We start from the raw sequence: 23,803 nt of genomic DNA, 5'->3' as shown, positions 1-23,803 counted from the left end.
TTTGTGTTAAGGTCCGAGGCATGGCTTTTACAGGAACCCCAGGATGACAGCTCCCACCTTACGCCCGGGCGGACGCAGCGCGCGGGTACAAGAGTCGATTCATTCGGCCGTGCGTCAACTCCTCGAGGAGCAGGACCGCACCAGCCTGACCGTGCCGCAAATTGCTGCGCGCGCAGGCGTTACACCTTCGACCATCTATCGTCGCTGGGGTGATTTGTCGGCGCTACTGGCCGACGTCGCCCTCGCCCGCATGCAGCCCGATAACGACCCCACCCACACCGGCAGTTTGCGCGGTGATATTCGAGCCTGGGCGGAACAGTACCTGGACGAAATGAGCTCCGAACCTGGTCGCAACATGCTGCGCGACGTACAGGCGGCGCTCAAGCCAAGTTATTGCGCGACGATCATTGGCGGGCAGTTGCAGACGATCCTTGACCGTTTTCCCAACGAGCCCGTGCCGGGTGTCGATCAGCTGATCAACCTGATCGCCGCCCCCATCGTTTTCCGCATTCTGTTTTCCGAGGCCGCACTGGAGGTTGAAGAGCTGCATCGGTTGATCGAGATTGCATTCAGTCAGTGAGGCCCCCATCGTCGGAACGCCGCCCGGACCAAGCTCGCACAGGGGGCGGCGAACACAGGACAAATGTGGGAGCGAGCTTGCTCGCGATGAGGCCACTCCAGACACTGCAAATCCCCTGCGACACCCCGCCACGCCACGACCTTGGTCGACACTGACTAACGCTGGCGGTCGTGCGAGACTGTCTGTCCGGGCGGGATGCCCGGAAGTCTTTTGTCTGGAGTCCCCATGTCGCTGTCCACCGGGCTGATTGCCGCCGTCGCCCTGGCCTATATGGCCATCATGTTCGCCATCGCCTTCTATGGCGACCGTCGCAGCGCGCCCTTGCCGCCGCGTGTGCGCGCCTGGGTGTACAGCCTGTCGCTGGCGGTCTATTGCACCAGCTGGACGTTCTTCGGTGCCGTGGGCCAGGCCGCCGAACAGCTCTGGTCGTTCCTGCCGATCTACCTCGGGCCGATCCTGTTGCTGGTCGGTGCGCCGTGGGTCCTGCAGAAAATGGTGATGATCAGCAAACAGGAGAACATCACCTCGATCGCCGACTTTATCGCCGCGCGCTATGGTAAATCCCAGTCGCTGGCGGTGGTGGTGGCGCTGATTTGCCTGGTTGGCGTGTTGCCCTACATCGCACTGCAGCTCAAGGGCATTGTGCTCGGCGTGAACCTGCTGATCGGCGCCGGCGCCGACGCCATGGGCACCCGGGCCCAGGACACCGCGTTGATCGTGTCGCTGGTGCTGGCGCTGTTCACCATCGTCTTCGGTACCCGCAACCTCGACGCCACGGAGCACCACCGCGGCATGGTGCTGGCCATTGCCTTCGAATCACTGGTCAAGCTGTTCGCGTTTCTTGCCGTCGGCGCGTTCGTGACCTACGGCCTGTACGACGGTTTCGACGACCTGTTCGACCAGGCCATGCTGGCGCCGCGCCTCGAACAGTACTGGAAGGAAACCATCAACTGGCCGTCGATGGTGGTGCAGACCGGTGTGGCCATGATGGCGATCATTTGCCTGCCGCGGCAGTTTCACGTTACCGTTGTAGAGAACATCGATCCTCAGGATCTGCGCCTGGCCAAGTGGGTATTCCCGGCCTACCTCGCCCTGGCTGCCTTGTTTGTCGTGCCGATCGCCCTGGCCGGCCAGATGCTGCTGCCCAGCTCGGTGTTGCCGGACTCGTTCGTCATCAGCTTGCCCCTGGCGCAGGCGCATCCGGCGCTGGCCCTGCTGGCGTTTATCGGTGGCGCTTCGGCGGCCACCGGCATGGTGATCGTGGCCAGCGTGGCGCTGTCGACCATGGTGTCCAACGACATGCTGCTGCCCTGGCTGCTGCGTCGCAACAACGCCGAGCGCCCGTTCGAAGTGTTCCGCCAGTGGATGTTGTCGGTGCGCCGCGTCAGCATCGTGGTCATTCTGCTGCTGGCCTATGTCAGTTACCGCCTGCTGGGCTCGACCGCCAGCCTGGCGACCATCGGCCAGATCGCCTTTGCCGCCGTGACCCAACTGGCCCCCGCCATGCTCGGTGCGCTGTACTGGAAACAGGCCAACCGCCGCGGTGTTTTCGCCGGCCTCGCCGCAGGCACCTTCCTGTGGTTCTACACCCTGATCCTGCCGATCGCCGCCCTCAGCCTCGGCGTTTCCTTGAGCACATTCCCGGGGCTGGCGTGGTTGCACAGCAATCCACTGAACCTGCCGATTACACCCCTGACCCAAGGCGTGGTGCTGTCGCTGGCTGGCAACTTCACGCTCTTCGCCTGGGTCTCGGTACTGTCGCGCACCCGGGTTTCCGAGCACTGGCAGGCGGGCCGCTTCATCGGCCAGGAAATCAGTGCCCGCCCCAGCGCACGCTCGATGCTGGCGGTGCAGATCGACGACCTGCTGCAACTGGCGGCGCGCTTCGTCGGCGAAGAACGCGCCCGTCAAAGTTTTATCCGCTTTGCCTATCGCCAGGGCAAAGGCTTCAACCCGAACCAGAACGCCGACGGTGAATGGATCGCCCATACTGAACGCCTGCTGGCCGGTGTGCTGGGTGCCTCTTCGACCCGCGCGGTGGTCAAAGCCGCCATCGAAGGCCGGGAGATGCAACTGGAAGACGTCGTGCGCATCGCCGACGAAGCCTCGGAGGTGCTGCAATTCAACCGCGCCTTGCTGCAAGGCGCCATCGAGAACATCACCCAGGGCATCAGCGTGGTCGACCAGTCGCTGAAACTGGTGGCCTGGAACCGTCGCTACCTGGAGTTGTTCAACTACCCGGACGGCTTGATCAGTGTCGGTCGACCAATCGCCGACATCATTCGCCACAATGCCGAGCGTGGCCTGTGCGGCCCCGGCGAAGCCGAAGTTCACGTCGCGCGTCGCCTGCACTGGATGCGCCAGGGCCGCGCGCATACCTCCGAGCGCCTGTTCCCCAACGGCCGGGTCATCGAGCTGATCGGCAACCCGATGCCGGGCGGCGGCTTCGTCATGAGTTTCACCGACATCACCGCGTTCCGCGAAGCCGAGCAGGCGCTGACCGAAGCCAACGAAGGCCTGGAGCAACGGGTCACCGAGCGGACCCACGAGTTGTCTCAGCTCAACGTCGCCCTGACCGAAGCCAAGGGCACCGCCGAGGCGGCCAACCAGTCCAAGACCCGTTTCCTTGCGGCCGTCAGCCATGACTTGATGCAACCGTTGAATGCGGCGCGCCTGTTCTCCGCCGCCCTCTCCCATCAGAACGATGGACTCTCCGGCGAAGTGCAGAAACTGGTCGGGCACCTGGACAGCTCGCTGCGCTCGGCCGAGGATCTGATCAGCGACCTGCTGGACATCTCCCGCCTGGAGAACGGCAAGATCAACCCGAATCGCCAGCCGTTCGCGCTCAACGAACTGTTCGACACCCTCGGTGCAGAGTTCAAGGTGCTGGCGCAGGAACAAGGCCTGGAGTTCCGCGTTCGCGGCAGCACGCTGCGGGTCGACAGTGACATGAAGCTGCTGCGGCGAATTTTGCAGAACTTCCTGACCAATGCGTTTCGCTACGGCAAAGGGCCGGTACTACTGGGCGTTCGCCGGCACAAGGAAGCATTGAGCCTGGAAGTCTGGGACCGTGGGCCGGGTATTCCGGAAGATAAACAACAGGTGATTTTCGAAGAGTTCAAGCGCCTCGACAGCCACCAGACACGGGCCGAAAAAGGCCTCGGCCTGGGGTTGGCCATTGCCGACGGGCTATGTCGCGTGCTCGGTCATACCTTGCGCGTGCGCTCCTGGCCGGGACGCGGCAGCGTGTTCAGCGTCAGCGTGCCGCTGGCCCGGGCGCAAACCGCAGCGCCGGTCAAAGTCGCCGAGCTCAATGGCAAATTGCTCAATGGCGCGCAGGTGCTGTGCATCGATAACGAGGACAGCATCCTGATCGGCATGAACAGCTTGCTCAGCCGCTGGGGATGCCAGGTCTGGACCGCACGCAATCGCGAGGAGTGCGCAACGTTGCTGGGCGAAGGCATGCGCCCGCAATTGGCACTGGTGGATTACCACCTCGATCACGGCGAAACCGGAACCGACCTGATGGCCTGGTTGCGTACGCAAATGGGCGAGCCGGTTCCTGGTGTGGTGATCAGCGCCGATGGCCGGCCGGAGACGGTCGACAAGGTGCATGCAGCAGGGCTGGATTACCTGGCCAAACCGGTGAAACCGGCGGCGTTGCGGGCGTTGTTGAGTCGGTATTTGCCTCTGTAGCGAGGTTTAACACAGCCTCCTGTGGCGAGGGGGCAAGCCCCCTCGCCACAGGGTCCACGCTCGACCTAGGGCTACTCCGGCAATTCGACCAACCCATCGACATCGGTCATCGCCCGCTCCAGCAAATCCGCCGGCAGGCTCTTGCTCGCCCGTGCACCCAGCAGCTTGAGTTGCTCACTGCGACTGACCAGGTTGCCACGCCCCTCTGTCAGCTTGTTGCGAGCCGAACTGTAGGCCTTGTCCAGTTGCTGCAGGCGATTGCCGACCTCGTCCAGATCCTGAATGAACAGCACGAACTTGTCGTACAGCCACCCGGCCCGCTCGGCGATTTCCCGGGCGTTCTGGCTCTGGCGCTCCTGTTTCCACAGACTGTCGATGACACGCAGGGTCGCCAGTAACGTGGTGGGGCTGACGATCACGATGTTGCGGTCGAATGCCTCCTGAAACAGCGTTGGCTCAGCCTGCAACGCGGCAGAAAACGCCGCCTCGATCGGTATGAAGAGCAACACGAAATCCAGGCTGTGCAAGCCATCGAGGCGCTTGTAATCCTTGCCGGCCAGGCTTTTGACGTGATTGCGCAATGAAAGTACGTGCTGCTTGATGGCGATCTGGCCGATAGCCTCGTCTTCAGCCGCCACGTATTGCTGATAGGCGGTCAGGCTGACCTTGGAGTCGACCACCACCTGCTTGTCCCCCGGCAGGTAAATGATCACGTCCGGCTGGAAGCGCTCGCCGTCCGGTCCCTTGAGATTGACCTGAGTCTGGTACTCGCGGCCCTTCTCCAGCCCTGCATGCTCAAGCACGCGTTCAAGGATCAGTTCGCCCCAATTGCCCTGGGTCTTCTGCCCTTTCAAGGCGCGGGTCAGGTTGGTGGCTTCGTCGCTCAAGCGCAAATTCAGCTGTTGCAGGCGCTCCAGTTCCTTGGCCAGGGAGAAACGCTCACGGGCCTCGTTCTGATAGCTTTCCTCGACACGCTTTTCGAAGGACTGGATGCGCTCCTTGAGCGGATCGAGCAACTGTCCCAGACGCTGCTGGCTGGTTTCGGCAAAACGCTGCTCGCGCTCATCGAAAATCTTCCCCGCCAGCTCGGCAAACTGCGCGCGCAATTCGTCCCGCGAACCTTGCAGGTCTTCAAGGCGCTGCTGATGGCTGTCTTGTTGCTCGCGCAATTCGGCATTGAGCGACGCAGCCTGGGCATCCAGACGGCGCAGTTCGGCGTCTTTGCCCGCGCGTTCGATATTCCACGCATGGGCGGCATCCCGGGCGTCGTCGCGCTCGATCTGCAACAGTTCGACTTCACGACGCAGTGCAGCCAGATCAGCCTGTTTTGCGGAATTGGCCTGGGTCAGATCAGCGACTTCATCGCGGCTGGACTCCAGTTGTGCATTCAAGCCGTCCTGCGCCAGTTGCGCCATGGCCAGGCGCTCCTGCAGCAGTGCAACGTCTGCCTGCGTGGTGCTGGCCCGACGCTGAAGTTGCCAGGCCATTATCAGCAACGGCAACCCTGCCGCTGCCAGCCCCAGCAATATGCTGGTCAAGTCCATTGCCATAGCCACTCCTGCCATTCGGGTAAAGCCTGAAGGTTAACCAAGGCGTCCGGTCTTGGACAGCTCAGTCTTCGATCAGCCCCAGTTCCTGTTGAGCGCGGCGATCGCCTGCCCGAGCGGCCTGGCGCAACAGGTCCTGACCGATACGGCGGTCCCGGGCATTCCCGCATTCGCGGCACATCAACTGGCCAAGGCGACTTTGCGCAGCCACCACGCCCTCACGGGCCGGCTGCTTGAGCAGACGTCCGGCGATGTGTTTGACGTTCGGGTTTTCACCCAGGTGCGGACTGTCCAACAGCCACTCTGCCACGCGCATGGAAAAGCGCTTGGTAGGGGCAACAGAGGGGGGAGGGGAGGTAGAGGAAACAGGAGCTGAGCGAAACTTCATAAAGCACTGTGGGGCAGATCGGAAGGCGCGCAACTTTACTCTCTTTTTCTTACAGGTAAAGCTGAAAATGTCCCGGCACGCCCGTCCTAGAGCAAGCGCTCGGGACAATCCACAGAAGCTGTGGATAACTCAGTGGACAACCGCCCTTGAACCCGCTCAAAGCCCTGTGGAATGGGGTTCGCAGTCAAACTGACGATTTTTTCACCAGTAAAAAAAAGCGATGTTTTTCATTGACTTAAATTTTGGTTACAGGCAGCCATTGCGCTTGAACCTGAGATGACAGCGGGGTGACAGACTCTGCAACTAATGTGCACAAGTGCCTTTGCGACGGTTATATCAACGCACTTTTTCGGCGCGTTTTTTTGTCCTGCCTGGGGATAAGCCCTGGCAAACCCGGTGTTTAGACGGCTGCACTGCTACCAACGTCGATGACCGATGGTCGGATTTTGTTCTGCTATAGGGCACATCAATTGGAGGCAGCGCTGCTTCATACGCTGATCTGCAAGGTAAAACAGCCCGATCGAGCCCCGTCGGGGAATCCTTTTTTGCTAACACACTTCCCTTATCCAGTTCAATCCGTTAGTATCCGCGGCGTTAGTACCAAGCTGAAAGTCAATTCTGGTCGAACAAATCCCCCCGGTCAGCCTTCTCGACGGAAGCCTCCACCGAACAAGCGGGATCGGCCACCTCGATGGTTTCCAGGTAAATCTTGCGCCGACACAACCTTTGAATCGAAAGCAAAGGGTGTTGCTCCGCCTGCCTACTCTGCTCGAACCAACCTGCAAATTGATCAGGATCTTCACCCCGGGCCCAGAACCTTTGCCCTCGATGTGTTGCCTGCCCTCCTAAGTACCTACCTGCCAGCCCAAGCGCGCCAACTTATCAGCGCTTCAAACTGGCTGCTTTGTTCCAGTCGGGTTCTTCGTTCGATCAATGGTGATCGACGTTACTGGAACGTTTTAACGTTGCACGGTTCTTATCCGTGTCATTTGTAGGAACACCCAATAATGTCTACTCAAATCCACACTCAGGATGCCATTCGCACCCTAACCAACGCTTTTGCACCAATGAACTGCCTGATCATGGCCGCTCGCAAAGGCTGCTTCAGCTTCACCCTGGTCAACGAACACGGCATCGCTCGTCATAGCGAACGCCTGTATCCCGATCAATACTCCAGCGCCGAACCGCTGCAGGCCGTGATCGAGCGTACCCGTCAGGCCCTGGTTGCCTGAAACGCCAGAAAGGCTGAAAAACCCGAAAGCCCTGCCCGAAAAGCAGGGCTTTTTATTGCCCGATGTTTCCCCGCACTCGAACCACGACTAAGCACGATCCGATATAAGGGTTATAACTGGTCGCTGGAAATATTTTAAAAACAGTCCTTTACAGCGCGAATATGACACTACACTTCAACTCAAGCGGCTTGACCCGCTTGCGGCGAGCCTGAACCGATTCACAGCTGCCAAGCCCCCTTCAGGTATCGCCGTCCAATTCAGGTTTCGAGGGTTTTATGGGTATCGCTGCCAGCGAACTGTGCCGCTATGTGATTCGTCCGACACTGATCTACCTCGGACGCCATAGCGCTACTGCCGAATCCCTGCTGCTGGGCATTGCCGCCAGCCAGTCAGCCCTTGGTTCCGCCCTGCATGACCGCCGTGGGCACGGCCTGTACCGCATCGCCGAGCCCCGCCACCAGGCACTTTGGGACCATTACCTCGCCCTTGATCCGGAGCGTGCAAGCCTGGTCCGCGGCCTGGCCAGCCAGCATGCGTTTCTGAGCGGCCCGCACCTGGAGTTGACCGTCAACCTGCGTTACGCCACAGCCATCGCCTGGCTGCTGGTGGAGGAACAGAATACCCCCCTCCCCTCCCCTGATGATTTGTTGGGCATGGCCAGGATCTGGCGCCAGACATTTCATCCCCAAGGGCGCCTGCGTGATTTCACCAGCGCCTGGCAAACCTGTGTTTCACCTCTGAATCAGGTAGCCTGCTGACACTTCTGGATCCAAACATCGCGCAACAGGTGGTGATTTTGGTCTGATTGTCCTACAAAACCGCTCTAAATCAAGGCATACAGCCTATGGCGCCGGGACGAAAATGTTGGTAATTTTCGCCCCGGTGATCACCAGGAGTTCTAATAATGAAAAAAGTAATGCTCAAAACCACCCTTAGCCTCGCCGTTACCCTGGCATCCACCCAGCTCTTTGCAAGTGGCTTTGCCCTCAACGAACAAAGCATCAGCGGGATGGGGACAGGTTTTGCCGGGCGATCTTCCTCTGCCGACGACGCATCCACCATTGCTGGCAACCCTGCCGGCATGTCCCGCATCAAGCGCGAACAAGTGACCGGCGGTGTTGCATTCATCGACGCGCACACTGACATCAGTGACGCCAGCTCCCGTCCGAACGGCGGCACCAACAAGGGTGACATGGTCCCTTTCATGGGCGTGCCGATGGGTTACTACGTCAAACCCATCGACGACCACTGGGCATTCGGTATCGGCGTGTACGCACCATTCGGTCTGGTCACCGACTACGAAAACAACTTTGCCGGCCGCTACTTCGGCAGCAAGAGCGAAGTTAGAATCGTCACCCTGCAACCGACTGTCAGCTACGCCTTCAACGACAAGGTCTCCATCGGTTTCGGCCCGACCATCAACCGCATCGACGGCACCCTGGAATCGAACCTGTCGATCACCCAGTCCCAGCCAGATGGCAAGGTCAAGATCGAAGGTGACGACACCGCGCTGGGCTACAACATCGGCGTGCTGGTTCAAGCCACCGACAGCACGCGCGTCGGCCTGACCTACCACTCGAAAGTGAAGTACAAGCTCGACGGCAACACCAAGGTCAACTACAACGTGCTGGGCCTGATCGGCCAGAACCCTAACCAGAAATACGACGCTTCGCTGGACCTGACCACACCTGAATCGGTGGACTTCTCGGTCACTCACCAGCTCGACGACAAGTGGACTCTGTACGCAGGCAGCACCTGGACCCGCTGGAGCCGCCTGAAAGAAATCACCGTTGAAAACACAGGTGTTCCAGCCGTCCTGAACGGTCAGTTCGGTACCATCACCGAAGAACAGAACTGGCACGACACCTGGGCTCACGCCATCGGCGCGTCCTACCAGTTGAACAAGCAATGGGTACTGCGTACCGGTCTGTCCGTTGACCAGGCACCGACCAACAACGTCGACCGCTCTCCGCGCATCCCGACGGGCGATCGCAAGATTTTCAGCGTGGGCGCCGGCTGGAGTCCGACCGACGACCTGACCATCGACCTGGCGTATTCGTACCTGCGCGAAGAGTCGGTCAAGGTCAACAACAGCAACGACCGTGGCCAGACCTACAACGCCAAGTATGAAAACTACGCGAACGGTTTCGGCCTCGGCGCGACCTACCGCTTCTGATGATTCCCGGCGAGCCTGAACCGCTCGCCATCCGAATCATAAAAGCCCCGCTCTCTTCACAGAGGCGGGGCTTTTCAGTGGGCGTCGATCAGGGGGTCGAAGCAAGCGGTGCCGAAGCCAAGGCCTTTTCTACCGCGGCGATGAACTCGGGATCATCCGGCTTGGTCAGGCTGGAGAAACTGGCGATCACCTTGCCCTGGCGATCCACCACATACTTGTAGAAATTCCACTTTGGCGCACCGGTTTGACGGGCGAGAACTTTGAACAAGTGCGTTGCGTCGTCACCGCGAACCTTTTGTGGCTCAGTCATGGTGAAGGTCACGCCGTAGTTGGCGTAGCAGACTTTCGCAGTCTCAGCGCTGTCTTTGGACTCCTGCTTGAAGTCGTTTGACGGCACGCCGAGTATTTCCAGCCCTTGCCCCTTGTAGTGCTGATTGAGCGCCTCAAGGCCCTCGAACTGCGGTGCGAAGCCGCAGAAACTGGCGGTGTTGACCACAACCAGCGGTTTATCGGCGTAACGCTGGCACAGGTCGATGGACTCCTTCGCCCGCAACTTCGGCAGCGAGCCCTGCAGCACCTCCGGACAATCAGCGGCCCAAGCCAGCCCGGACAACGTCATCAGCAACGCGGGAACAGCACACCAGCGCTTGAGCATCTCGAGCATCCTTGATAATTCGTCAAAAGCGACGTTACTCGCCCTCGCCGCTCACTAGCAAGCACCCATGCCCAACTGCATCAGCGCCAGCCCGCCCTGATGCCAACCCCACCACGACAACGCCAGCAACAAGGCGCAGACGGCGGCTACAGCGATCCGGGGCCAAAGGCTGTTCATGTCACACCCATTTGAGTTTGCAGGCGTGCCACCGGCCGCTCACGCACCGGCCAATTGAGGGCGGCGGCCAACAGGCTCAAGAGAATTGCCACTTGCCAGATCAAGTCATAACTCCCGGTTCGGTCATACACCACCCCGCCCAGCCAGCCGCCCAGGAATGAACCGAGCTGGTGAAACAGGAAAACAATCCCACCGAGCATGGACAGGTTTCGCACGCCGAACAAGGTCGCCACCGTACCGTTGGTCAACGGTACCGTCGACAGCCACAGAAAGCCCATGGCCATGCCGAACAGGTAGGCCGTGGTGGTGGTCACCGGCGCCCACAGGAACAACGCAATGACCACCGCCCGCAGCAAATACAAACCGGTGAGCAAACGCGGCTTGGACATGCGCCCGCCGAGCCACCCGGCGGTATAGGTGCCGAAAATGTTGAACAGGCCGATCAGCGCCAGCACCGTGGTGCCGACCGTGGCCGGTAGATGCTGGTCCACCAGATAGGCCGGCAAGTGCACGCCGATGAACACCACCTGGAATCCGCAGACAAAAAAGCCGAACGCCAGCAGCCAGAATCCGGAATGCGAGCAGGCTTCACGCAGTGCTTCACCAAGGGTTTGTTCGTGGCCCAGGACGGGCAACGGTTTGTCCTTGAGCATGCTCACCAGCGGTACGACCAGCGCCACCAGCAAGCCCAGCGCGAGCAACGCCGCAGACCAGCCAAGCCATCCGATCAACCCGAGCGTGCCGGGCAACATCGCGAACTGGCCGAAGGAGCCGGCAGCACTGGCGATCCCCATGCCCATGCTGCGCTTTTCCGGCGGTACTGCGCGGCCGACCACCCCCAGAATCACCGAGAACGACGTGCCGGACAGCCCGATACCGATCAGCAGGCCGGCGCTCAGGGACAGGGTCACTGCCGAATCGGAGAGCCCCATGCAAATCAGCCCCGCTGCGTACAGGACGCCACCGATCAGTACCACTTTCGCCGCGCCGAAGCGGTCGGCCAGCGCACCGGTGAATGGCTGGGCGAGGCCCCAGATCAGGTTCTGCAAGGCGATGGCAAAGGCAAAGACTTCACGCCCCCAGCCAAACTCGGCACTCATCGGCGCCAGAAACAGCCCGAAGCCATGTCGAACCCCCAGAGACAACGCAAGGATCAGCGCACTCCCCAACAGAACCCAACCGCACGTACGCCACATCGATGTCATTGTTGTTCTCCGGTAGCGGGTATATACCCGCTTATGTTCGGAAAAACCGGCGTCACGCCAGTTCGTCCAGCAGCTTCAATAAGGTTTCGCGCTTCTCGGCCCCCAGGCGATCGATCAAGCGCTGCTGTGCGGCCTCCCAGGCCGGCAAGGCAGCCTTGAGGCGCTCGGCCCCGGCCGCGGTCAGCAGGACGATGCGGTTGCGCATGTCCTCGCCCTCGACCAGTGTCACCAGGCCGTCACCCTCCAGCACCCGCAAATTGCGCCCCAAGGTGCTGCGATCCAGGCCCATGGCCTCGGCCAGGGTTGAAATGCTCGGCTGATCCAGACGCTGCAGATTGCACAGCAAAGAATACTGCGCAACGTTGATCCCGAAGCCGTCGAGAGCGCCGTCGTAATGCCTGCTGACGCCACGGGCGGCGCGACGCAGGTTGATGCATAAACATTGGGAATCGAGCATGGTGCGTGTATATACCCGCGAGTCGGTTAAATCAAGTGGCATAGGGTTTGTTCAGTGGTCTGGCGGTGTCTCGACGATCGCTATCGCGAGCAAGCTCGCTCCCACATTGGAATGCGATCAACTGTGGGAGCGAGCCTGCTCGCGATGAGGCCGGAACATTCAATACAACCCCATCAGAACAGTGCCAAGCCTACCAGCACTGCAACTTCCAGCAACTCCAGCATCGCCCCTGCCGTATCGCCCGTCGTTCCACCGAGCCGCCGCAGCATCACCTGCCGCAACCAGAAAAACCCGAGAACCGCCAACACCACCGCCAGCACACCACTCAAACCGGCAATCAACACACAAGCCAGTGCACTGACTGCCAACACCTGCCGGCCCGCAGAACGCGGAAGATGATCGGCCAAGGCCTGCCCCAGACCACCGGCACGCACATAGGGTGTGGTCAGGAACAAGCCGAGCAAGGCGCTGCGACCGATCAACGGCACGATGATCAAGGCCAGCGAATCCGGTTGCCCGATCAACGCCAGCAGCGCAGTGAACTTGAGCAGCAACACCAGCACCAGCGTCACCACGGCGATCGGTCCGCTGCGCGGGTCTTTCATGATGGTCAGCGTACGCTCACGGTCGCCAAAACCGCCGAGCCAGGCATCGGCGCTGTCCGCCAGGCCATCGAGATGCAACCCGCCGCTGAGCAGTACCCAAACACTCAGCAACAACGCCGCGTGCAGCAACGCCGGCGTGCCCTGCAACAGCCAGTTCACGGCCCACAAAATCACGCCAAAGAGCAATCCCACCAGCGGATAAAACAGCAGTGATCGCCCCAGCTCCCCAGGCTCAGGCATGCCAGGCAGGCGAATCGGCAGGCTGCTGAGAAATTGCAGGGCGATCCAGAATGGCAACATGGTCAGAGCACTTCCTTCAATAAACCATCGGACTCCATCGTCAGCGAAAACAGTGCGCCATGCCCGACCTCAACGTTGAGCAGTTGCTCTCGCGGCAGCCCGCGAGCGTGTGCCAGCAACAGGCGCATCACCCCGCCGTGGCTGATCAGCAGAATGCGTTCACCGGCACAGGTCGCGTGCAAACGCTCCAGCGCTGCCAGCACCCGTGTCGAAAAGTCTGCAACCGGCTCGCCCTGAGGCGGCGTGAACGAGTAAGGATCGGCCCAGAACAAGCCCAGCGCCTGCGCGTCGGTTTCCATCAACGCCGCCGCGCTTTGCCCTTCCCAGGCGCCGAAATGCAACTCTTGCAGGTCTTTATCCAATTGCACCGGTACACCCAGTTGTGCTCCGAGTTCCTCGGCAAACCGCGCACAACGCTGCAACGGCGAACTGACCAACCGATCCCATGGCCCCTGCCCGACCACGGCGGCGCGCATCTGCGCCCAGCCCGTGTCGGTCAAGGCATCATCAATGCTGCCGCGCAGGCCACCGCCGAATTCGGTTTCACCGTGACGCAACAGATCCACGCGCAGGGTCATGCCGGACGATCTGCCACGGCGGCTTCGGCGAAGGTCGCCATCTGCCCGTGCAGGTCGCACGCCAGACGCAACAGCGGCACAGCCAATGCAGCGCCACTGCCTTCGCCAAGCCGCAGACCAAGATCGAGCAAGGGTTGCGCATCCAGGGTTTCCAGCACATGACGGTGCCCCGGCTCGGCGCCGCGATGACCGAACAACAGCCACTGACGGCATTCAGGATTCAAGCGCACCGCGACCAGCGCAGCGACACTGCAAATGAAGCCGTCCACCAGCACCGCGACGCCTTCTTGAGCACAGGCAAGATAGGCACCGACCAGCGCGGCAATCTCGAAGCCCCCAAGGTTGAACAGGGTCTGCAAGGCATCGCCACGCTGTGCGCCATGCAATGCCAGGGCACGCTCGATCACCTGGGCCTTGTGGCTGACACCTTCGGCGTTGAGCCCGGTGCCAGGCCCGGTCAAATGGCCCACCGGGCAATCGAGCAAGGCACAGGCCAGGGCGCTGGCGGCGGTGGTGTTGCCAATGCCCATTTCGCCACCGATGAACAACTGCGCACCGCTGGCAATTGCTCGCTGCACGCTGTCACGACCGACCTGCAAAGCGAGTCGCCCCTGGGCTTCGGTCATGGCCGGACCCTGTACGAAATTGGCCGTGCCCGGGCCGACGTTCAGGTGACGCACACCCGGCAGGTTCAGCGACGGCGTCACCGTGCCAAGGTCCACCACCTCAAGGGAAGCGCCGAGTTGCCGCGCCAGCACGCTGATCGCCGCACCACCGCTGACGAAGTTGAGCAGCATCTGCCCGGTGACTTCCTGGGGATAGGCCGACACGCCCTCGGCGACGACGCCATGGTCGCCGGCAAATATCGCGATCCACACCTGTTCCAGACTCGGCTTGACCCGCCCCTGCAATCCCGCCAGTTGCACCGCCAGCGATTCCAGCTGACCGAGGGAACCGGCCGGCTTGGTCAGTTGCTGTTGCCGCGCCCGGGCCTGTTCGAGCGCTTGGGTATCGACCGGCCTGCACGGGTTCAGCCACCAGGATTGAGTCATAACGCAGTTCCTTTCAGAGTCAGGGGCAGGCCGGCGACGGTCAGGACGACACGCTGACAGCGCTCAGCCAGAGCTTGATGCAGCCAACCGGCTTCATCGACATAGCGGCGAGTCAATTCGCCCAGCGGCACGACACCCATTCCGGTCTCGTTGCTGACAAAAATGATTTCACCCGGCAACGATGCCAGGCAGTCCAGCAGGGCATCATGCTCGGCAGCCAGGCGCCCGGCATCGTCGAGCATCAGCAGGTTGGTCAGCCACAGGGTCAGGCAATCCACCAGCAGGCAGTGGTCGGCACGGGCGCTTTCACGCAGTACCCGGGCCAGTTCCAGCGGCTCTTCAATCAGTGCCCATTCGGCAGGACGACGGGCACGGTGATGGGCGACCCGCTCGCTCATTTCGCCATCCAGTGGCTGGCTGGTGGCGATGTAGGTCACGGTCAGGGCACTGTCGATGGCGAGTTTTTCAGCCAGGCGACTCTTGCCGGAGCGGGCGCCGCCGAGGATCAGTTGGAGCATTGCTTATTCCTTAAAATCTTCGGGGAGGCGACGGCCCTCATCGCGAGCAAGCTCGCTCCCACAATTGATCCAGGCTGAACATAAATTTTGAGTACACCTCGTAGCCTGTGGGAGCGAGCTTGCTCGCGATGGGGCCGCAACAGCCACCTCAGAACCCACAGAGCCGACGCAGCAGAGAAGTATCCAGATGCTTCTCCACCAGATCCGCCAGCCGCTCGATATCGCGCTCGCGCAAGGCGTGATAATCCACGTCCTCCACCTCCTGCAACCCGGCCCAGCGTAGCAGCGCGCTGCACGCCGCCGGCGACTCGAACAGCCCGTGCAGGTAGGTGCCGAAAATCTGCCCGTCCGCACTTTGCGCGCCATCGCAGCGACCGTCATCCAGTTGCACGGCAGCGTTTTCCAGGGCGGCTCCGGTGGTCACGCCTGCGTGGATTTCATAACCCGATACCGGCGCATCTTCCAGCGCCAGGCGACCGCGCACATTGCGCAGCTGTTTCTCTTGTTCGAGCCGGGTCTGGAACGCCAGCAACCCCAAACCGGCACTGGAGCCCGGCGCGCCCTCCAGGCCCAACGGGTCATGCACCTGCTCACCGAGCATCTGCAGGCCACCACAGATCCCCAGCAGTTTTCCGCCGTAACGCAGATGCCGGGCAATCGCGGTTTCCCAGCCGTTGGCCCGCAGGTACGCGAGGTCGCTGCGGACACTTTTCGAACCCGGAAGAATGATCAGGTCGGCGGGCGGAACCGCCTGGCCGGGCCCGATGAATTGCAGGTCCACTTGCGGATGCAGGCGCAGCGGATCGAAATCGGTGTGATTGCTGATGCGCGGCAGCACCGGCACCACGACTTTCAGCACCTGCTCGGCTTTATCGGTCTGGCGTTGATCGATGCCGTCCTCGGCCTCCAGGTGCAGATCCATCACGTACGGCAGCACGCCGATCACCGGTTTGCCGGTGCGTTCTTCAAGCCAGTCGAGACCGGGTTGCAGCAATGCGATGTCACCGCGAAATCGATTGATGATGAAGCCTTTGACCCGCGCCTGCTCGCTCGGCGACAGCAGTTCAAGGGTACCCACCAGATGGGCGAACACTCCGCCGCGATTGATATCGGCAATCAGCAACACCGGACAATCCACCGCTTCGGCGAAGCCCATGTTGGCGATGTCGCCGGCACGTAAATTGATTTCCGCCGGCGAGCCTGCGCCTTCGACCATCACCAGCGGATAGGCCGCGCTCAAGCGCTCGTGGGAGGCCAGCACCGCCTGCATGGCGATGCTTTTGTAGTCGTGATAGGCGACCGCGTTCATGGTCGTGACGGCGCGGCCATGGATGATCACCTGGGCACCGGTGTCACTGTTGGGCTTGAGCAATACCGGATTCATGTCGGTGTGCGGTTCGAGGTGCGCGGCCTGGGCCTGAACCGCCTGGGCACGGCCAATCTCGCCGCCGTCGGCGGTCACCGCACTGTTGAGTGCCATGTTCTGCGGCTTGAACGGCACTACCCTGACGCCCTGACGCGTGGCCCAACGGCACAATGCAGTCACCAGCGTGCTTTTACCGGCATCCGACGTGGTGCCCTGCACCATCAGCGTGGTCATTGCTTTTCCTTGGCGAAATCTTTGAATGCCTGCGCCAGTCGCACCCAGGCGGCTTCGTCACCGGGCAGGCCGAATCGCAGGCTGCTGTTGTGCGTGAACAACCGCAGGAGAATGCCGCGCCGGGCCATGAACTCATGCAGTGCTTCGGCGCGCTCGGTGATCAGCCACTGGAACAGCGCACAGCCACCCTGGGGCTCGAAGCCATGTTGCTGCAGCAAAGACGCCAGGCGCTCACTGGCCTCTTCGGTGCGCAGCCGTTGCCGCGTTTGCCCCTCGGTATCGCGCAGGCAGGCCTGCCCCACTACCCGGGTTGCCCCGCTCACGGCCCAGGGCCCCACTTGTTCTGCCAGCAACTTGAGCAACTTGCGCTCGGCCAGCACAAACCCCAGGCGCACGCCGGCCAGGCCGAAAAACTTGCCGAAGGAGCGCAAGACGATCAGCCCGACTTGATGGGCAAACGGCGCCAGGCTCAGTTGCGGCGTGTTATCCATGAACGCTTCGTCCACCACCAGCCAGCCACCGCGCTGGGCCAGTCGCGTGTGCCAGTCGAGCAGGCGACTGGGGGTGAGGCTCAGGCCCGTGGGGTTATTCGGATTGACCACCACCAGCACGTCGATGTTGTCGATAAAGAAGTCGACTTCCTGCTCCAGCACTTCCCGCACGATGTAGCCGTTGCGACGCCACGCTTCGGCGTGCTCGGCGTAGCACGGCGACAACACACCCACCTTGCCCGCCCGCCGCAATCGCGGCAGCAGCTGGATCGCCATTTGCGAACCGGCCACCGGCAATGCCTGCAAGGTGCCGTAGTAATCACAGGCGGCCTGTTCCAGACCATCGTCCGCCTCCGGCAAACGGGCCCAGGCCCGCAGCGGAATATCCGGCACCGGGAACGGCCAGGGCGCCAGGCCCGTCGACAAGTCCAGCCAGTCGGCTTCATCTATGCCGTATTCGAGCGCCGCCCTGCGTAGTCGTCCACCGTGCTCAAGCATAAAATTCGGCCCCCAGGCAGAGAATCAGCAACCATAACCATACCCCGCGCTGGACCAGTTGCCAGCCCTGGTCAATGGAGTCGGCGTCCGCGGGCACGCCTTCGCCCAGTTGCGGACGCTGGTGCAGTTCGCCGTGATAAATCGCCGCCCCGCCCAATTCGACGCCAAGGGCACCCGCCCCAGCCGCCATCACCGGGCCGGCGTTCGGACTGTCCCAGGTCGGGCCCTGGGTGCGCCAGCATTTCAACGCCAGCCGGGTTTTGCCCAGCAGCGCATAAGTCAGTGCCACCAGACGCGCAGGAATGTAATTGAGCACGTCGTCGATCTTCGCCGCCGCCCAGCCGAACCGTTCGAAGCGCTCATTGCGATAGCCCCACATCGCATCCAGCGTATTGCTCAGGCGATAGAGCACCACGCCCGGCGCACCGGCCACGGCAAACCAGAACAACGCGGCGAACACCGCGTCGCTGCCGTTTTCCAGCACCGACTCGGTGGCGGCACGGGCGACTTCGGTTTTATCCAGGTCACTGGTTTTACGGCTGACCAGATAACTCACACGCTTGCGCGCTTCATCCAGATCATCGCCGCGCAAGGCCTTGGCCACCGGCGTGACGTGCTCACCGAGGCTGCGCATGCCGAGGGCGCAATAGAGCGCGAGAATCTCGACGATCCAGCCAACGTAAGGCGCCCAGGAGAATGCCGTGACCAACAGCACCAGCGGCAGCACGGCGATCACCCACGCAGTGACGCCATGGCTGCGCCAGCCGCGACCGCCGCCGTTGAAACGTTGCTCGATGCGATCGGCAAAACGGCCGAACGCCACCAGCGGATGCCAGCGTTTGGGTTCACCCAGCAGCGCATCCAGCGCAACCGCGGCGACACTCAACAACGCCACACTCATTGACTCACTCCCCAATAGTTCTCATACAGCAATTCATGCAGCGGACGCGCCTGCGCCCAGCCTTCGAGCACCAGCATCGGCGCCGGGTAGAACGCCTTTACCGGCCCCAGGCACAGCACCGCCAGCGGTTTGGCTCCCGGCGGCAGCCTCAGCAGGTCCGCCAGTGCCTGGGGTTCGAACAGCGACACCCAGCCCATGCCCAACCCTTCGGCGCGGGACGCGAGCCACAGGTTCTGGATGGCACAGGACAGCGAGGCCATGTCCATTTCCGGCAAGGTGCGGCGGCCGAAGATATGCTGCTCGCGGTCGTCCATCAGTGCGGCGACCAGCACTTCGGCGCAATCGTTGATGCCTTCCACCTTGAGCTTCATGAACTCGTCGCTGCGCTCGCCGAGGGCTTCGGCGGTGCGGATGCGCTCTTCCTCCACCAGGGCCTGGATTTGCCCGCGCAAGGCGCGATCACTGATGCGGATGAAGCGCCAGGGCTGCATCAGGCCGACGCTGGGTGCCTGATGTGCGGCTTCGAGCAGGCGCTGGAGTAATTCGGGCTCGACCGTGCCGCCACTGAAGTGGCGCATGTCGCGGCGCTCGCCGATGGCGCGGTAGACCGCTGTGCGTTCGGCTTCGGTGAATGCGTTGTCGGTCATGGCCTCTTCGCGGGCAAGCCCGCTCCCACATTTAAAAGTGAGTTGCCTGAAGAAACGCAATCCCCTGTGGGAGCGGCGGTGCGGCGATCCGACTTGCTCGCGAAGACGGCTTCAAGGTCCGGCGCAAACAGCGCGGCAATCGCCGAGGGATTGGACGGAAAATAAAAGTGCACGTAAGAGGCAGTCATCCGCCCTTCACGGTAAACCGCTTCCGCGCCGCGCCCGCCATTCGGGCTCACGCCTCGGGCAATCGGCGCCAGCTCAGTGCTGGTCAGCGAATGGTGATAGGTGTGCCCGCGCAGCGAACCTTCCGGCAGTTCCACCGCTTGCAACGCCAGCGCGGCCAGACGCTTTTGCATGACCGCATCACCGGCCAGCAAGCCCGCCAGTTCGGCGCGAGTGCCCTCGACATCGGTCAGGGAGTCGAGCAGATACAGCATGCCGCCACACTCGGCGAGCAAGGGTTTGCCCGCCCGGTGGTGGGCGCGGATCGCCTCGAGCATCGCCGTGTTTTGCGCCAACGCGACATGGTGCAATTCCGGGTAACCGCCCGGCAGATACAGGCTGTCCGCCTCCGGCAATTGGCGGTCGCGGATCGGCGAGAAGAACGACAGCTCGGCGCCCATCGCCCGCAGTAAATCCAGGCTCGCACCGTAGGTGAACGCAAAGGCTTCATCACGGGCCACAGCAATGCGCACACCGGCCAGCAGCGGCTCGGCAGCAATGGCATCTGGTGCAGCGAACTCGACTGCCGGTGGCAGCGCGACCTCGCAACTGTTGGCCAGGGCATCGGCTGCCGCATCGAGGCGCAGGTCGAGATCGTTCAGTTCACTGGCTTGAACCAGCCCCAGGTGTCGGCTCGGCAGTTCAATCCCGGTTTCCCGGGACAGCGCGCCGTACCAGCGCAACCCTTCAGTCAGGCTGCCCTCGAGCAATTGCGCGTGGCGCAGCGTGCCGACGCGGTTGGCCAGCACGCCGGCGAACGGCAGGTCCGGCTGATAACGCGCCAGCCCCAGGGCCAGTGCGCCGAAGGTCTGGGCCATGGCGGTGCCGTCGATCACACCCAGCACCGGCACACCGAAATGCCGCGCCAGATCGGCGCTCGACGGTGTACCGTCGAACAGCCCCATGACGCCTTCGATCAGGATCAGGTCGGCTTCAGCGGCGGCCTCCCACAGCAACCGGCGACTCTCCTGCTCGCCGACCATCCACATGTCCAGTTGATACACCGGTGCACCGCTGGCGCGTTCGAGGATCATCGGATCGAGAAAGTCGGGGCCGCACTTGAACACGCGAACCTTGCGCCCCTGATTGCGATGCAATCGGGCCAGCGCCGCGGTGACGGTGGTCTTGCCCTGGCCGGAGGCCGGCGCGGCAATCAGTACCGCCGGGCAATGACGAGGCTGGCTCACAGCTCGACGCCTTTCTGCGCTTTGATCCCGGCCTGAAAGGCGTGTTTGATCATGCCCATTTCGGTGACCGTGTCGGCCATCTCGATCATTTCCGGCTTGGCGGCACGCCCGGTGACCACCACGTGTTGCATCGGCGGTCGGGCCTGCAAATCGCTGAGCACCTGATCGAGATCGAGGTAGCCGTGCTTGAGGGCGATGTTCAGCTCATCCAGTACCACCAGGCCGATGGACGGATCGCGCAGCAGTTCCCGGGACACCGCCCACGCCGCTTCGGCGGCAGCGATGTCGCGCTGACGGTCCTGGGTTTCCCAGGTAAACCCTTCGCCCATCACATGAAAACGCACCTGCTCGGGAAAGCGCCGGAAGAACAGCTCTTCGCCGGTACTGTTGCGGCCCTTGATGAACTGCACCACACCGCATTGCATGCCGTGCCCCAGGGCGCGAGCGAGCATGCCGAAGGCCGAACTGCTCTTGCCCTTGCCGTTGCCGGTCAGCACCAGCAACAGACCACACTCGTTCGGGGAATTGGCGATGCGCTCGTCGATCACGGCTTTTTTGCGCTGCATGCGCGCCAGGTGGCGTTCGTCACGATCGGGGGTATCAGTCATGGGGGAGCTCTCCGTTGAGGCAGGAATAACGGCGGGCAGGCACAGCAATAGAAGGCAACAAGCCTGGCATCGCCCACCGTGATGCCGCTGGATGAATCAGGCCGGTCTCCGGGCTCATGAGTGGCGCGAAGCCAGACTGCGCGCCTTCCCGCATCGAATCGACACAGTGGCATCAGGCACAGTTTTCACTCATTTACCGTTGCGGGGGCAGCGCCGGAATTGCGGCTCTTCGACCAATAGAAGAACACGCTCACCGGCTTCCCTGTTTCACTCTGTCGACCCAAGTCACAGAGCACCTGAAACAAGCCGCGAAGGTTAGAGGGTTGGGGGGGGAGCGTCAATTAAAGCCGGGAGGCCATCCGCCGAATAACTGTCGTCAAGCAAAAAACTGACGTCAATCTTGTGCCTCGCACCCAGCAGTGATATCAAAGAGCCACAACCTCACAACACAATAACAAGGGTGAGCCCATGCAAGGCATGATCATCAGCAATCCAAAGCTGGAATTCCTGCGCCCTGTGCTCGAGCGCTGGTTCGAATGCATCGACCGCTACAACGCCGTCCGCGGTGATGGCGACCCCCCCTACTGGCACGACGAAAAAGCCAATCTCGGGCTGCTGTCGGCCGCCGCCTGGATGGCCGAGATGGTCACACTGCAACAGACGCCTACCCGCAAGCAGACCGAAGAAGGCGAACGCAACAGCCGCGCCGACCTGTTCCTCGCCTCGCCAGAAACCCGTGCCTACATCCAGACCAGCCAGCGCTGGCCACGGGTCAACAGCCTCAATCTGAGCCAGGCGCTGCTCGACATCGCCAGCGATGCGAAGCGCCTGAGCCACGCCAGCGACCTGAAACTCGGCTGCCTGTTCGTCGCCCCGCAAAAAGCCCAGCAAGGCGCGACACCGGAAGAACTGCAGGACATGGTCGACGATCTGCAAAAGGAACACACCTGCGCGGTCGCCTGGTATTTCCCTTATGCCTACCGCAAGTTGCGCAATGAAGCCGGTAACTATCACCCCGGCATTGCGGTGCTGTTCAAGGAAGCACGCGGCTAGAGGTTGAACCATTGGACGACGACGCGTCTCTATGATTAGAACAAGGCATTCATAGGGAACACCCGTATGCGCACGCCCCCGCTCGTTCTCGTTATCGCGATCTGCGGAGGGCTCGCCGGTTGCAGTGAGACCGCCGGCCTGCAAGTCTCCGACGGCACCGGCCCCTCTCCTCAACTGCCGCCCCCCAACAAAACCCTGCTCCCGACTGTGAACATCGCCCCGGCCATCGGCTGGCCCCAGGGCGCGAAACCCGTCGCCGCCGCGGGCACTCAAGTGGCCGCTTTTGCCGAAGACCTGGATCACCCCCGCTGGCTTTATGTGCTGCCCAACGGCGATGTACTGGTGGCGGAAACCAACGCGCCACCCAAACCCGAAGACGGCAAAGGCATTCGCGGCTGGGTCATGAAACAAGTCATGGGACGCGCCGGGGCCCGGGTGCCCAGTGCGAACCGCATCACCTTGCTGCGTGACAAGAACCACGATGGCGTCGCGGAAACCCGCACGGTGTTTCTGCAAAACCTCAACTCGCCCTTTGGCATGACGCTGGTCGGCAATGACCTGTATGTGGCCGACACGGACAGCCTGCTGCGATTCCATTATGAAAACGGCGATACGTCGATCAAATCGCCGCCGGTCAAAGTGGTCGACTTGCCGGGTGGGCCGCTGAACCACCACTGGACCAAAAACGTCATCGCCAGCAAGGACGGCCGCAAGCTCTACGTCACCGTGGGCTCCAACAGCAACGTCGCGGAAAACGGCATGGACAAGGAAGAAGGTCGCGCAGCGATCTGGGAAGTGGACCGTGCCACCGGCCAGCACCGGATCTTCGCCGCCGGCCTGCGCAACCCCAACGGCATGGCCTGGGAGCCGCGCAGTGGCGCGCTGTGGACCGCGGTCAACGAGCGGGATGAAATCGGCAGCGACCTGGTCCCGGACTACATCACCTCGGTCAAGGACGGCGCATTCTATGGCTGGCCGTACAGCTACTACGGCCAGCATGTCGATATTCGCGTCGAGCCGCAAAACCCCGACCTGGTGGCCAAGGCCATCGCTCCGGACTATGCCGTCGGCCCGCACACGGCATCGCTGGGCCTGGCCTTCGCTGAAAACAGCAAGCTGCCGCCGCCCTTCACCCAAGGGGCCTTCATCGGGCAGCACGGCTCCTGGAACCGCAACCCCCACAGTGGCTACAAAGTGATTTTCGTGCCGTTCAGCGCAGGCAAACCTGCGGGACAACCGATTGAAGTGCTCAGCGGCTTTCTCAACGAAAAGGAAGAAGCCATGGGCCGCCCAGTGGGCGTGGTGATCGACCGGCAGGGCGATCTGCTGGTGGCCGATGATGTGGGGAACAAGGTGTGGCGGGTGTCGGCAGTGAAATAAATACCAACTGCCAACACATTCCCCTGTGGGAGCGGGCTTGCTCGCGA

23 protein-coding genes and 1 riboswitch are annotated in these 23,803 nt (G+C 62.0%); of the genes, 7 read left to right on the top strand and 16 right to left on the bottom strand.

What is annotated here, in order from left to right:
- Window positions 1-43 precede the first annotated feature (43 nt).
- Both PMI26_RS07265 and PMI26_RS07270 read left to right on the top strand, forming a co-directional pair.
- Window positions 44-580, top strand: a complete 537-nt coding sequence (locus tag PMI26_RS07265) for a TetR/AcrR family transcriptional regulator (RefSeq protein WP_007977595.1) — start codon at window positions 44-46, stop codon at window positions 578-580.
- A 225-nt stretch (window positions 581-805) separates the two neighbouring features.
- Window positions 806-4,276 (top strand): hybrid sensor histidine kinase/response regulator, encoded by a 3,471-nt coding sequence (locus PMI26_RS07270; protein WP_007977594.1) that lies wholly within the window; start codon window positions 806-808, stop codon window positions 4,274-4,276.
- A 71-nt stretch (window positions 4,277-4,347) separates the two neighbouring features.
- Here the strand turns inward: PMI26_RS07270 and rmuC are convergent, their stop codons facing one another.
- Window positions 4,348-5,712 carry a DNA recombination protein RmuC gene (gene rmuC / locus PMI26_RS07275; protein ID WP_162831821.1) on the bottom strand — a complete coding sequence of 455 codons (1,365 nt, stop codon included), beginning with the start codon at window positions 5,710-5,712 and terminating at the stop codon, window positions 4,348-4,350.
- 175 nt (window positions 5,713-5,887) lie between these two features.
- On the bottom strand, window positions 5,888-6,211 hold the full coding sequence (locus PMI26_RS07280; protein WP_081501003.1) for a hypothetical protein: 324 nt from the start codon (window positions 6,209-6,211) through the stop codon (window positions 5,888-5,890).
- A gap of 1,007 nt (window positions 6,212-7,218) precedes the next feature.
- Here PMI26_RS07280 and PMI26_RS07285 point away from each other — a divergent pair.
- From PMI26_RS07285 to PMI26_RS07295, 3 genes are all read left to right on the top strand, one after another.
- Window positions 7,219-7,443 (top strand): hypothetical protein, encoded by a 225-nt coding sequence (locus PMI26_RS07285; protein WP_007898912.1) that lies wholly within the window; start codon window positions 7,219-7,221, stop codon window positions 7,441-7,443.
- Window positions 7,444-7,718: 275 nt separating this feature from the next.
- Window positions 7,719-8,201, top strand: a complete 483-nt coding sequence (locus PMI26_RS07290) for a hypothetical protein (RefSeq protein WP_007977587.1) — start codon at window positions 7,719-7,721, stop codon at window positions 8,199-8,201.
- Window positions 8,202-8,347: 146 nt separating this feature from the next.
- Entirely contained in the window at window positions 8,348-9,619 is a 1,272-nt protein-coding gene (locus PMI26_RS07295) for an OmpP1/FadL family transporter (protein ID WP_007977585.1), read from the top strand.
- An 88-nt stretch (window positions 9,620-9,707) separates the two neighbouring features.
- On the opposite strand, the gene PMI26_RS07300 is transcribed toward PMI26_RS07295, so the two are convergent.
- From PMI26_RS07300 to cobO, 14 genes are all read right to left on the bottom strand, one after another.
- Window positions 9,708-10,274: a glutathione peroxidase gene (locus PMI26_RS07300; RefSeq protein ID WP_007977583.1), complete on the bottom strand. Its 567-nt coding sequence runs from the start codon at window positions 10,272-10,274 to the stop codon at window positions 9,708-9,710.
- 54 nt (window positions 10,275-10,328) lie between these two features.
- The gene (locus PMI26_RS32130; RefSeq protein WP_007977581.1) at window positions 10,329-10,451 is read right to left on the bottom strand and encodes a hypothetical protein; all 123 of its coding nucleotides are present in this window, start codon (window positions 10,449-10,451) and stop codon (window positions 10,329-10,331) included.
- Window positions 10,448-11,656 carry an MFS transporter gene (locus PMI26_RS07305; RefSeq protein ID WP_007977573.1) on the bottom strand — a complete coding sequence of 403 codons (1,209 nt, stop codon included), beginning with the start codon at window positions 11,654-11,656 and terminating at the stop codon, window positions 10,448-10,450. Before PMI26_RS07305 ends, PMI26_RS32130 begins: the two co-directional genes overlap by 4 nt.
- A 52-nt stretch (window positions 11,657-11,708) precedes the next feature.
- Complete coding sequence (locus PMI26_RS07310) at window positions 11,709-12,113, bottom strand: MarR family winged helix-turn-helix transcriptional regulator (protein WP_007977570.1); 405 nt, start codon at window positions 12,111-12,113, stop codon at window positions 11,709-11,711.
- A gap of 173 nt (window positions 12,114-12,286) precedes the next feature.
- On the bottom strand, window positions 12,287-13,018 hold the full coding sequence (locus PMI26_RS07315) for an adenosylcobinamide-GDP ribazoletransferase (protein ID WP_007977569.1): 732 nt from the start codon (window positions 13,016-13,018) through the stop codon (window positions 12,287-12,289).
- Window positions 13,019-13,020: 2 nt separating this feature from the next.
- A complete protein-coding gene (gene cobC, locus PMI26_RS07320) occupies window positions 13,021-13,596 on the bottom strand; it encodes an alpha-ribazole phosphatase family protein (RefSeq protein ID WP_007977567.1) in 576 nt (191 codons plus the stop codon).
- Window positions 13,593-14,648: a nicotinate-nucleotide--dimethylbenzimidazole phosphoribosyltransferase gene (cobT, locus tag PMI26_RS07325; RefSeq protein ID WP_007977565.1), complete on the bottom strand. Its 1,056-nt coding sequence runs from the start codon at window positions 14,646-14,648 to the stop codon at window positions 13,593-13,595. Before cobT ends, cobC begins: the two co-directional genes overlap by 4 nt.
- Window positions 14,645-15,166: a bifunctional adenosylcobinamide kinase/adenosylcobinamide-phosphate guanylyltransferase gene (cobU, locus tag PMI26_RS07330; RefSeq protein ID WP_007977563.1), complete on the bottom strand. Its 522-nt coding sequence runs from the start codon at window positions 15,164-15,166 to the stop codon at window positions 14,645-14,647. Before cobU ends, cobT begins: the two co-directional genes overlap by 4 nt.
- A 148-nt stretch (window positions 15,167-15,314) precedes the next feature.
- The gene (locus PMI26_RS07335; RefSeq protein WP_007977561.1) at window positions 15,315-16,766 is read right to left on the bottom strand and encodes a cobyric acid synthase; all 1,452 of its coding nucleotides are present in this window, start codon (window positions 16,764-16,766) and stop codon (window positions 15,315-15,317) included.
- Window positions 16,763-17,755 (bottom strand): threonine-phosphate decarboxylase CobD, encoded by a 993-nt coding sequence (gene cobD, locus PMI26_RS07340; protein WP_007977559.1) that lies wholly within the window; start codon window positions 17,753-17,755, stop codon window positions 16,763-16,765. Before cobD ends, PMI26_RS07335 begins: the two co-directional genes overlap by 4 nt.
- The gene (cbiB, locus tag PMI26_RS07345; protein ID WP_007977557.1) at window positions 17,748-18,656 is read right to left on the bottom strand and encodes an adenosylcobinamide-phosphate synthase CbiB; all 909 of its coding nucleotides are present in this window, start codon (window positions 18,654-18,656) and stop codon (window positions 17,748-17,750) included. Before cbiB ends, cobD begins: the two co-directional genes overlap by 8 nt.
- Window positions 18,653-19,303 carry a 5,6-dimethylbenzimidazole synthase gene (gene bluB, locus PMI26_RS07350; protein WP_007977555.1) on the bottom strand — a complete coding sequence of 217 codons (651 nt, stop codon included), beginning with the start codon at window positions 19,301-19,303 and terminating at the stop codon, window positions 18,653-18,655. Before bluB ends, cbiB begins: the two co-directional genes overlap by 4 nt.
- Window positions 19,300-20,715 carry a cobyrinate a,c-diamide synthase gene (locus PMI26_RS07355; RefSeq protein WP_007977553.1) on the bottom strand — a complete coding sequence of 472 codons (1,416 nt, stop codon included), beginning with the start codon at window positions 20,713-20,715 and terminating at the stop codon, window positions 19,300-19,302. Before PMI26_RS07355 ends, bluB begins: the two co-directional genes overlap by 4 nt.
- Window positions 20,712-21,323 (bottom strand): cob(I)yrinic acid a,c-diamide adenosyltransferase, encoded by a 612-nt coding sequence (gene cobO / locus PMI26_RS07360; protein ID WP_007977552.1) that lies wholly within the window; start codon window positions 21,321-21,323, stop codon window positions 20,712-20,714. Before cobO ends, PMI26_RS07355 begins: the two co-directional genes overlap by 4 nt.
- Before the next feature lie 82 nt (window positions 21,324-21,405).
- Window positions 21,406-21,638: riboswitch (cobalamin riboswitch) on the bottom strand.
- A gap of 153 nt (window positions 21,639-21,791) precedes the next feature.
- On the opposite strand from cobO, the gene PMI26_RS07365 reads away from it, so the two are divergent.
- Complete coding sequence (locus PMI26_RS07365) at window positions 21,792-22,376, top strand: hypothetical protein (protein ID WP_007977550.1); 585 nt, start codon at window positions 21,792-21,794, stop codon at window positions 22,374-22,376.
- 66 nt (window positions 22,377-22,442) lie between these two features.
- The gene (locus tag PMI26_RS07370) at window positions 22,443-23,756 is read left to right on the top strand and encodes a PQQ-dependent sugar dehydrogenase (RefSeq protein ID WP_007977549.1); all 1,314 of its coding nucleotides are present in this window, start codon (window positions 22,443-22,445) and stop codon (window positions 23,754-23,756) included.
- The last annotated feature ends 47 nt before the right edge of the window (window positions 23,757-23,803 follow it).

It is taken from the genome of Pseudomonas sp. GM33, assembly GCF_000282295.1.
Taxonomy (GTDB): domain Bacteria; phylum Pseudomonadota; class Gammaproteobacteria; order Pseudomonadales; family Pseudomonadaceae; genus Aquipseudomonas; species Aquipseudomonas laurylsulfatiphila.
The sequence above is the reverse complement of the archived record's forward strand: the minus strand, read 5'-3'. Positions and strand labels throughout refer to the sequence as shown.

What these genes read in the sequence shown, in the direction of transcription:
- bluB (WP_007977555.1), bottom strand. Translation starts at nt 19,303, where the DNA reads ATGACCGACAACGCATTCACCGAAGCCGAACGCACAGCGGTCTACCGC.
- PMI26_RS07265 (WP_007977595.1), top strand. Translation starts at nt 44, where the DNA reads ATGACAGCTCCCACCTTACGCCCGGGCGGACGCAGCGCGCGGGTACAA.
- cobU (WP_007977563.1), bottom strand. Translation starts at nt 15,166, where the DNA reads ATGCTCCAACTGATCCTCGGCGGCGCCCGCTCCGGCAAGAGTCGCCTG.
- PMI26_RS07310 (WP_007977570.1), bottom strand. Translation starts at nt 12,113, where the DNA reads ATGCTCGATTCCCAATGTTTATGCATCAACCTGCGTCGCGCCGCCCGT.
- PMI26_RS07370 (WP_007977549.1), top strand. Translation starts at nt 22,443, where the DNA reads ATGCGCACGCCCCCGCTCGTTCTCGTTATCGCGATCTGCGGAGGGCTC.
- PMI26_RS07300 (WP_007977583.1), bottom strand. Translation starts at nt 10,274, where the DNA reads ATGCTCAAGCGCTGGTGTGCTGTTCCCGCGTTGCTGATGACGTTGTCC.
- cobD (WP_007977559.1), bottom strand. Translation starts at nt 17,755, where the DNA reads ATGCTTGAGCACGGTGGACGACTACGCAGGGCGGCGCTCGAATACGGC.
- PMI26_RS07290 (WP_007977587.1), top strand. Translation starts at nt 7,719, where the DNA reads ATGGGTATCGCTGCCAGCGAACTGTGCCGCTATGTGATTCGTCCGACA.
- PMI26_RS07305 (WP_007977573.1), bottom strand. Translation starts at nt 11,656, where the DNA reads ATGACATCGATGTGGCGTACGTGCGGTTGGGTTCTGTTGGGGAGTGCG.
- cobO (WP_007977552.1), bottom strand. Translation starts at nt 21,323, where the DNA reads ATGACTGATACCCCCGATCGTGACGAACGCCACCTGGCGCGCATGCAG.
- PMI26_RS07285 (WP_007898912.1), top strand. Translation starts at nt 7,219, where the DNA reads ATGTCTACTCAAATCCACACTCAGGATGCCATTCGCACCCTAACCAAC.
- cobT (WP_007977565.1), bottom strand. Translation starts at nt 14,648, where the DNA reads ATGACTCAATCCTGGTGGCTGAACCCGTGCAGGCCGGTCGATACCCAA.
- PMI26_RS32130 (WP_007977581.1), bottom strand. Translation starts at nt 10,451, where the DNA reads ATGAACAGCCTTTGGCCCCGGATCGCTGTAGCCGCCGTCTGCGCCTTG.
- PMI26_RS07335 (WP_007977561.1), bottom strand. Translation starts at nt 16,766, where the DNA reads ATGACCACGCTGATGGTGCAGGGCACCACGTCGGATGCCGGTAAAAGC.
- PMI26_RS07280 (WP_081501003.1), bottom strand. Translation starts at nt 6,211, where the DNA reads ATGAAGTTTCGCTCAGCTCCTGTTTCCTCTACCTCCCCTCCCCCCTCT.
- PMI26_RS07365 (WP_007977550.1), top strand. Translation starts at nt 21,792, where the DNA reads ATGCAAGGCATGATCATCAGCAATCCAAAGCTGGAATTCCTGCGCCCT.
- PMI26_RS07315 (WP_007977569.1), bottom strand. Translation starts at nt 13,018, where the DNA reads ATGTTGCCATTCTGGATCGCCCTGCAATTTCTCAGCAGCCTGCCGATT.
- PMI26_RS07270 (WP_007977594.1), top strand. Translation starts at nt 806, where the DNA reads ATGTCGCTGTCCACCGGGCTGATTGCCGCCGTCGCCCTGGCCTATATG.
- PMI26_RS07295 (WP_007977585.1), top strand. Translation starts at nt 8,348, where the DNA reads ATGAAAAAAGTAATGCTCAAAACCACCCTTAGCCTCGCCGTTACCCTG.
- cbiB (WP_007977557.1), bottom strand. Translation starts at nt 18,656, where the DNA reads ATGAGTGTGGCGTTGTTGAGTGTCGCCGCGGTTGCGCTGGATGCGCTG.
- cobC (WP_007977567.1), bottom strand. Translation starts at nt 13,596, where the DNA reads ATGACCCTGCGCGTGGATCTGTTGCGTCACGGTGAAACCGAATTCGGC.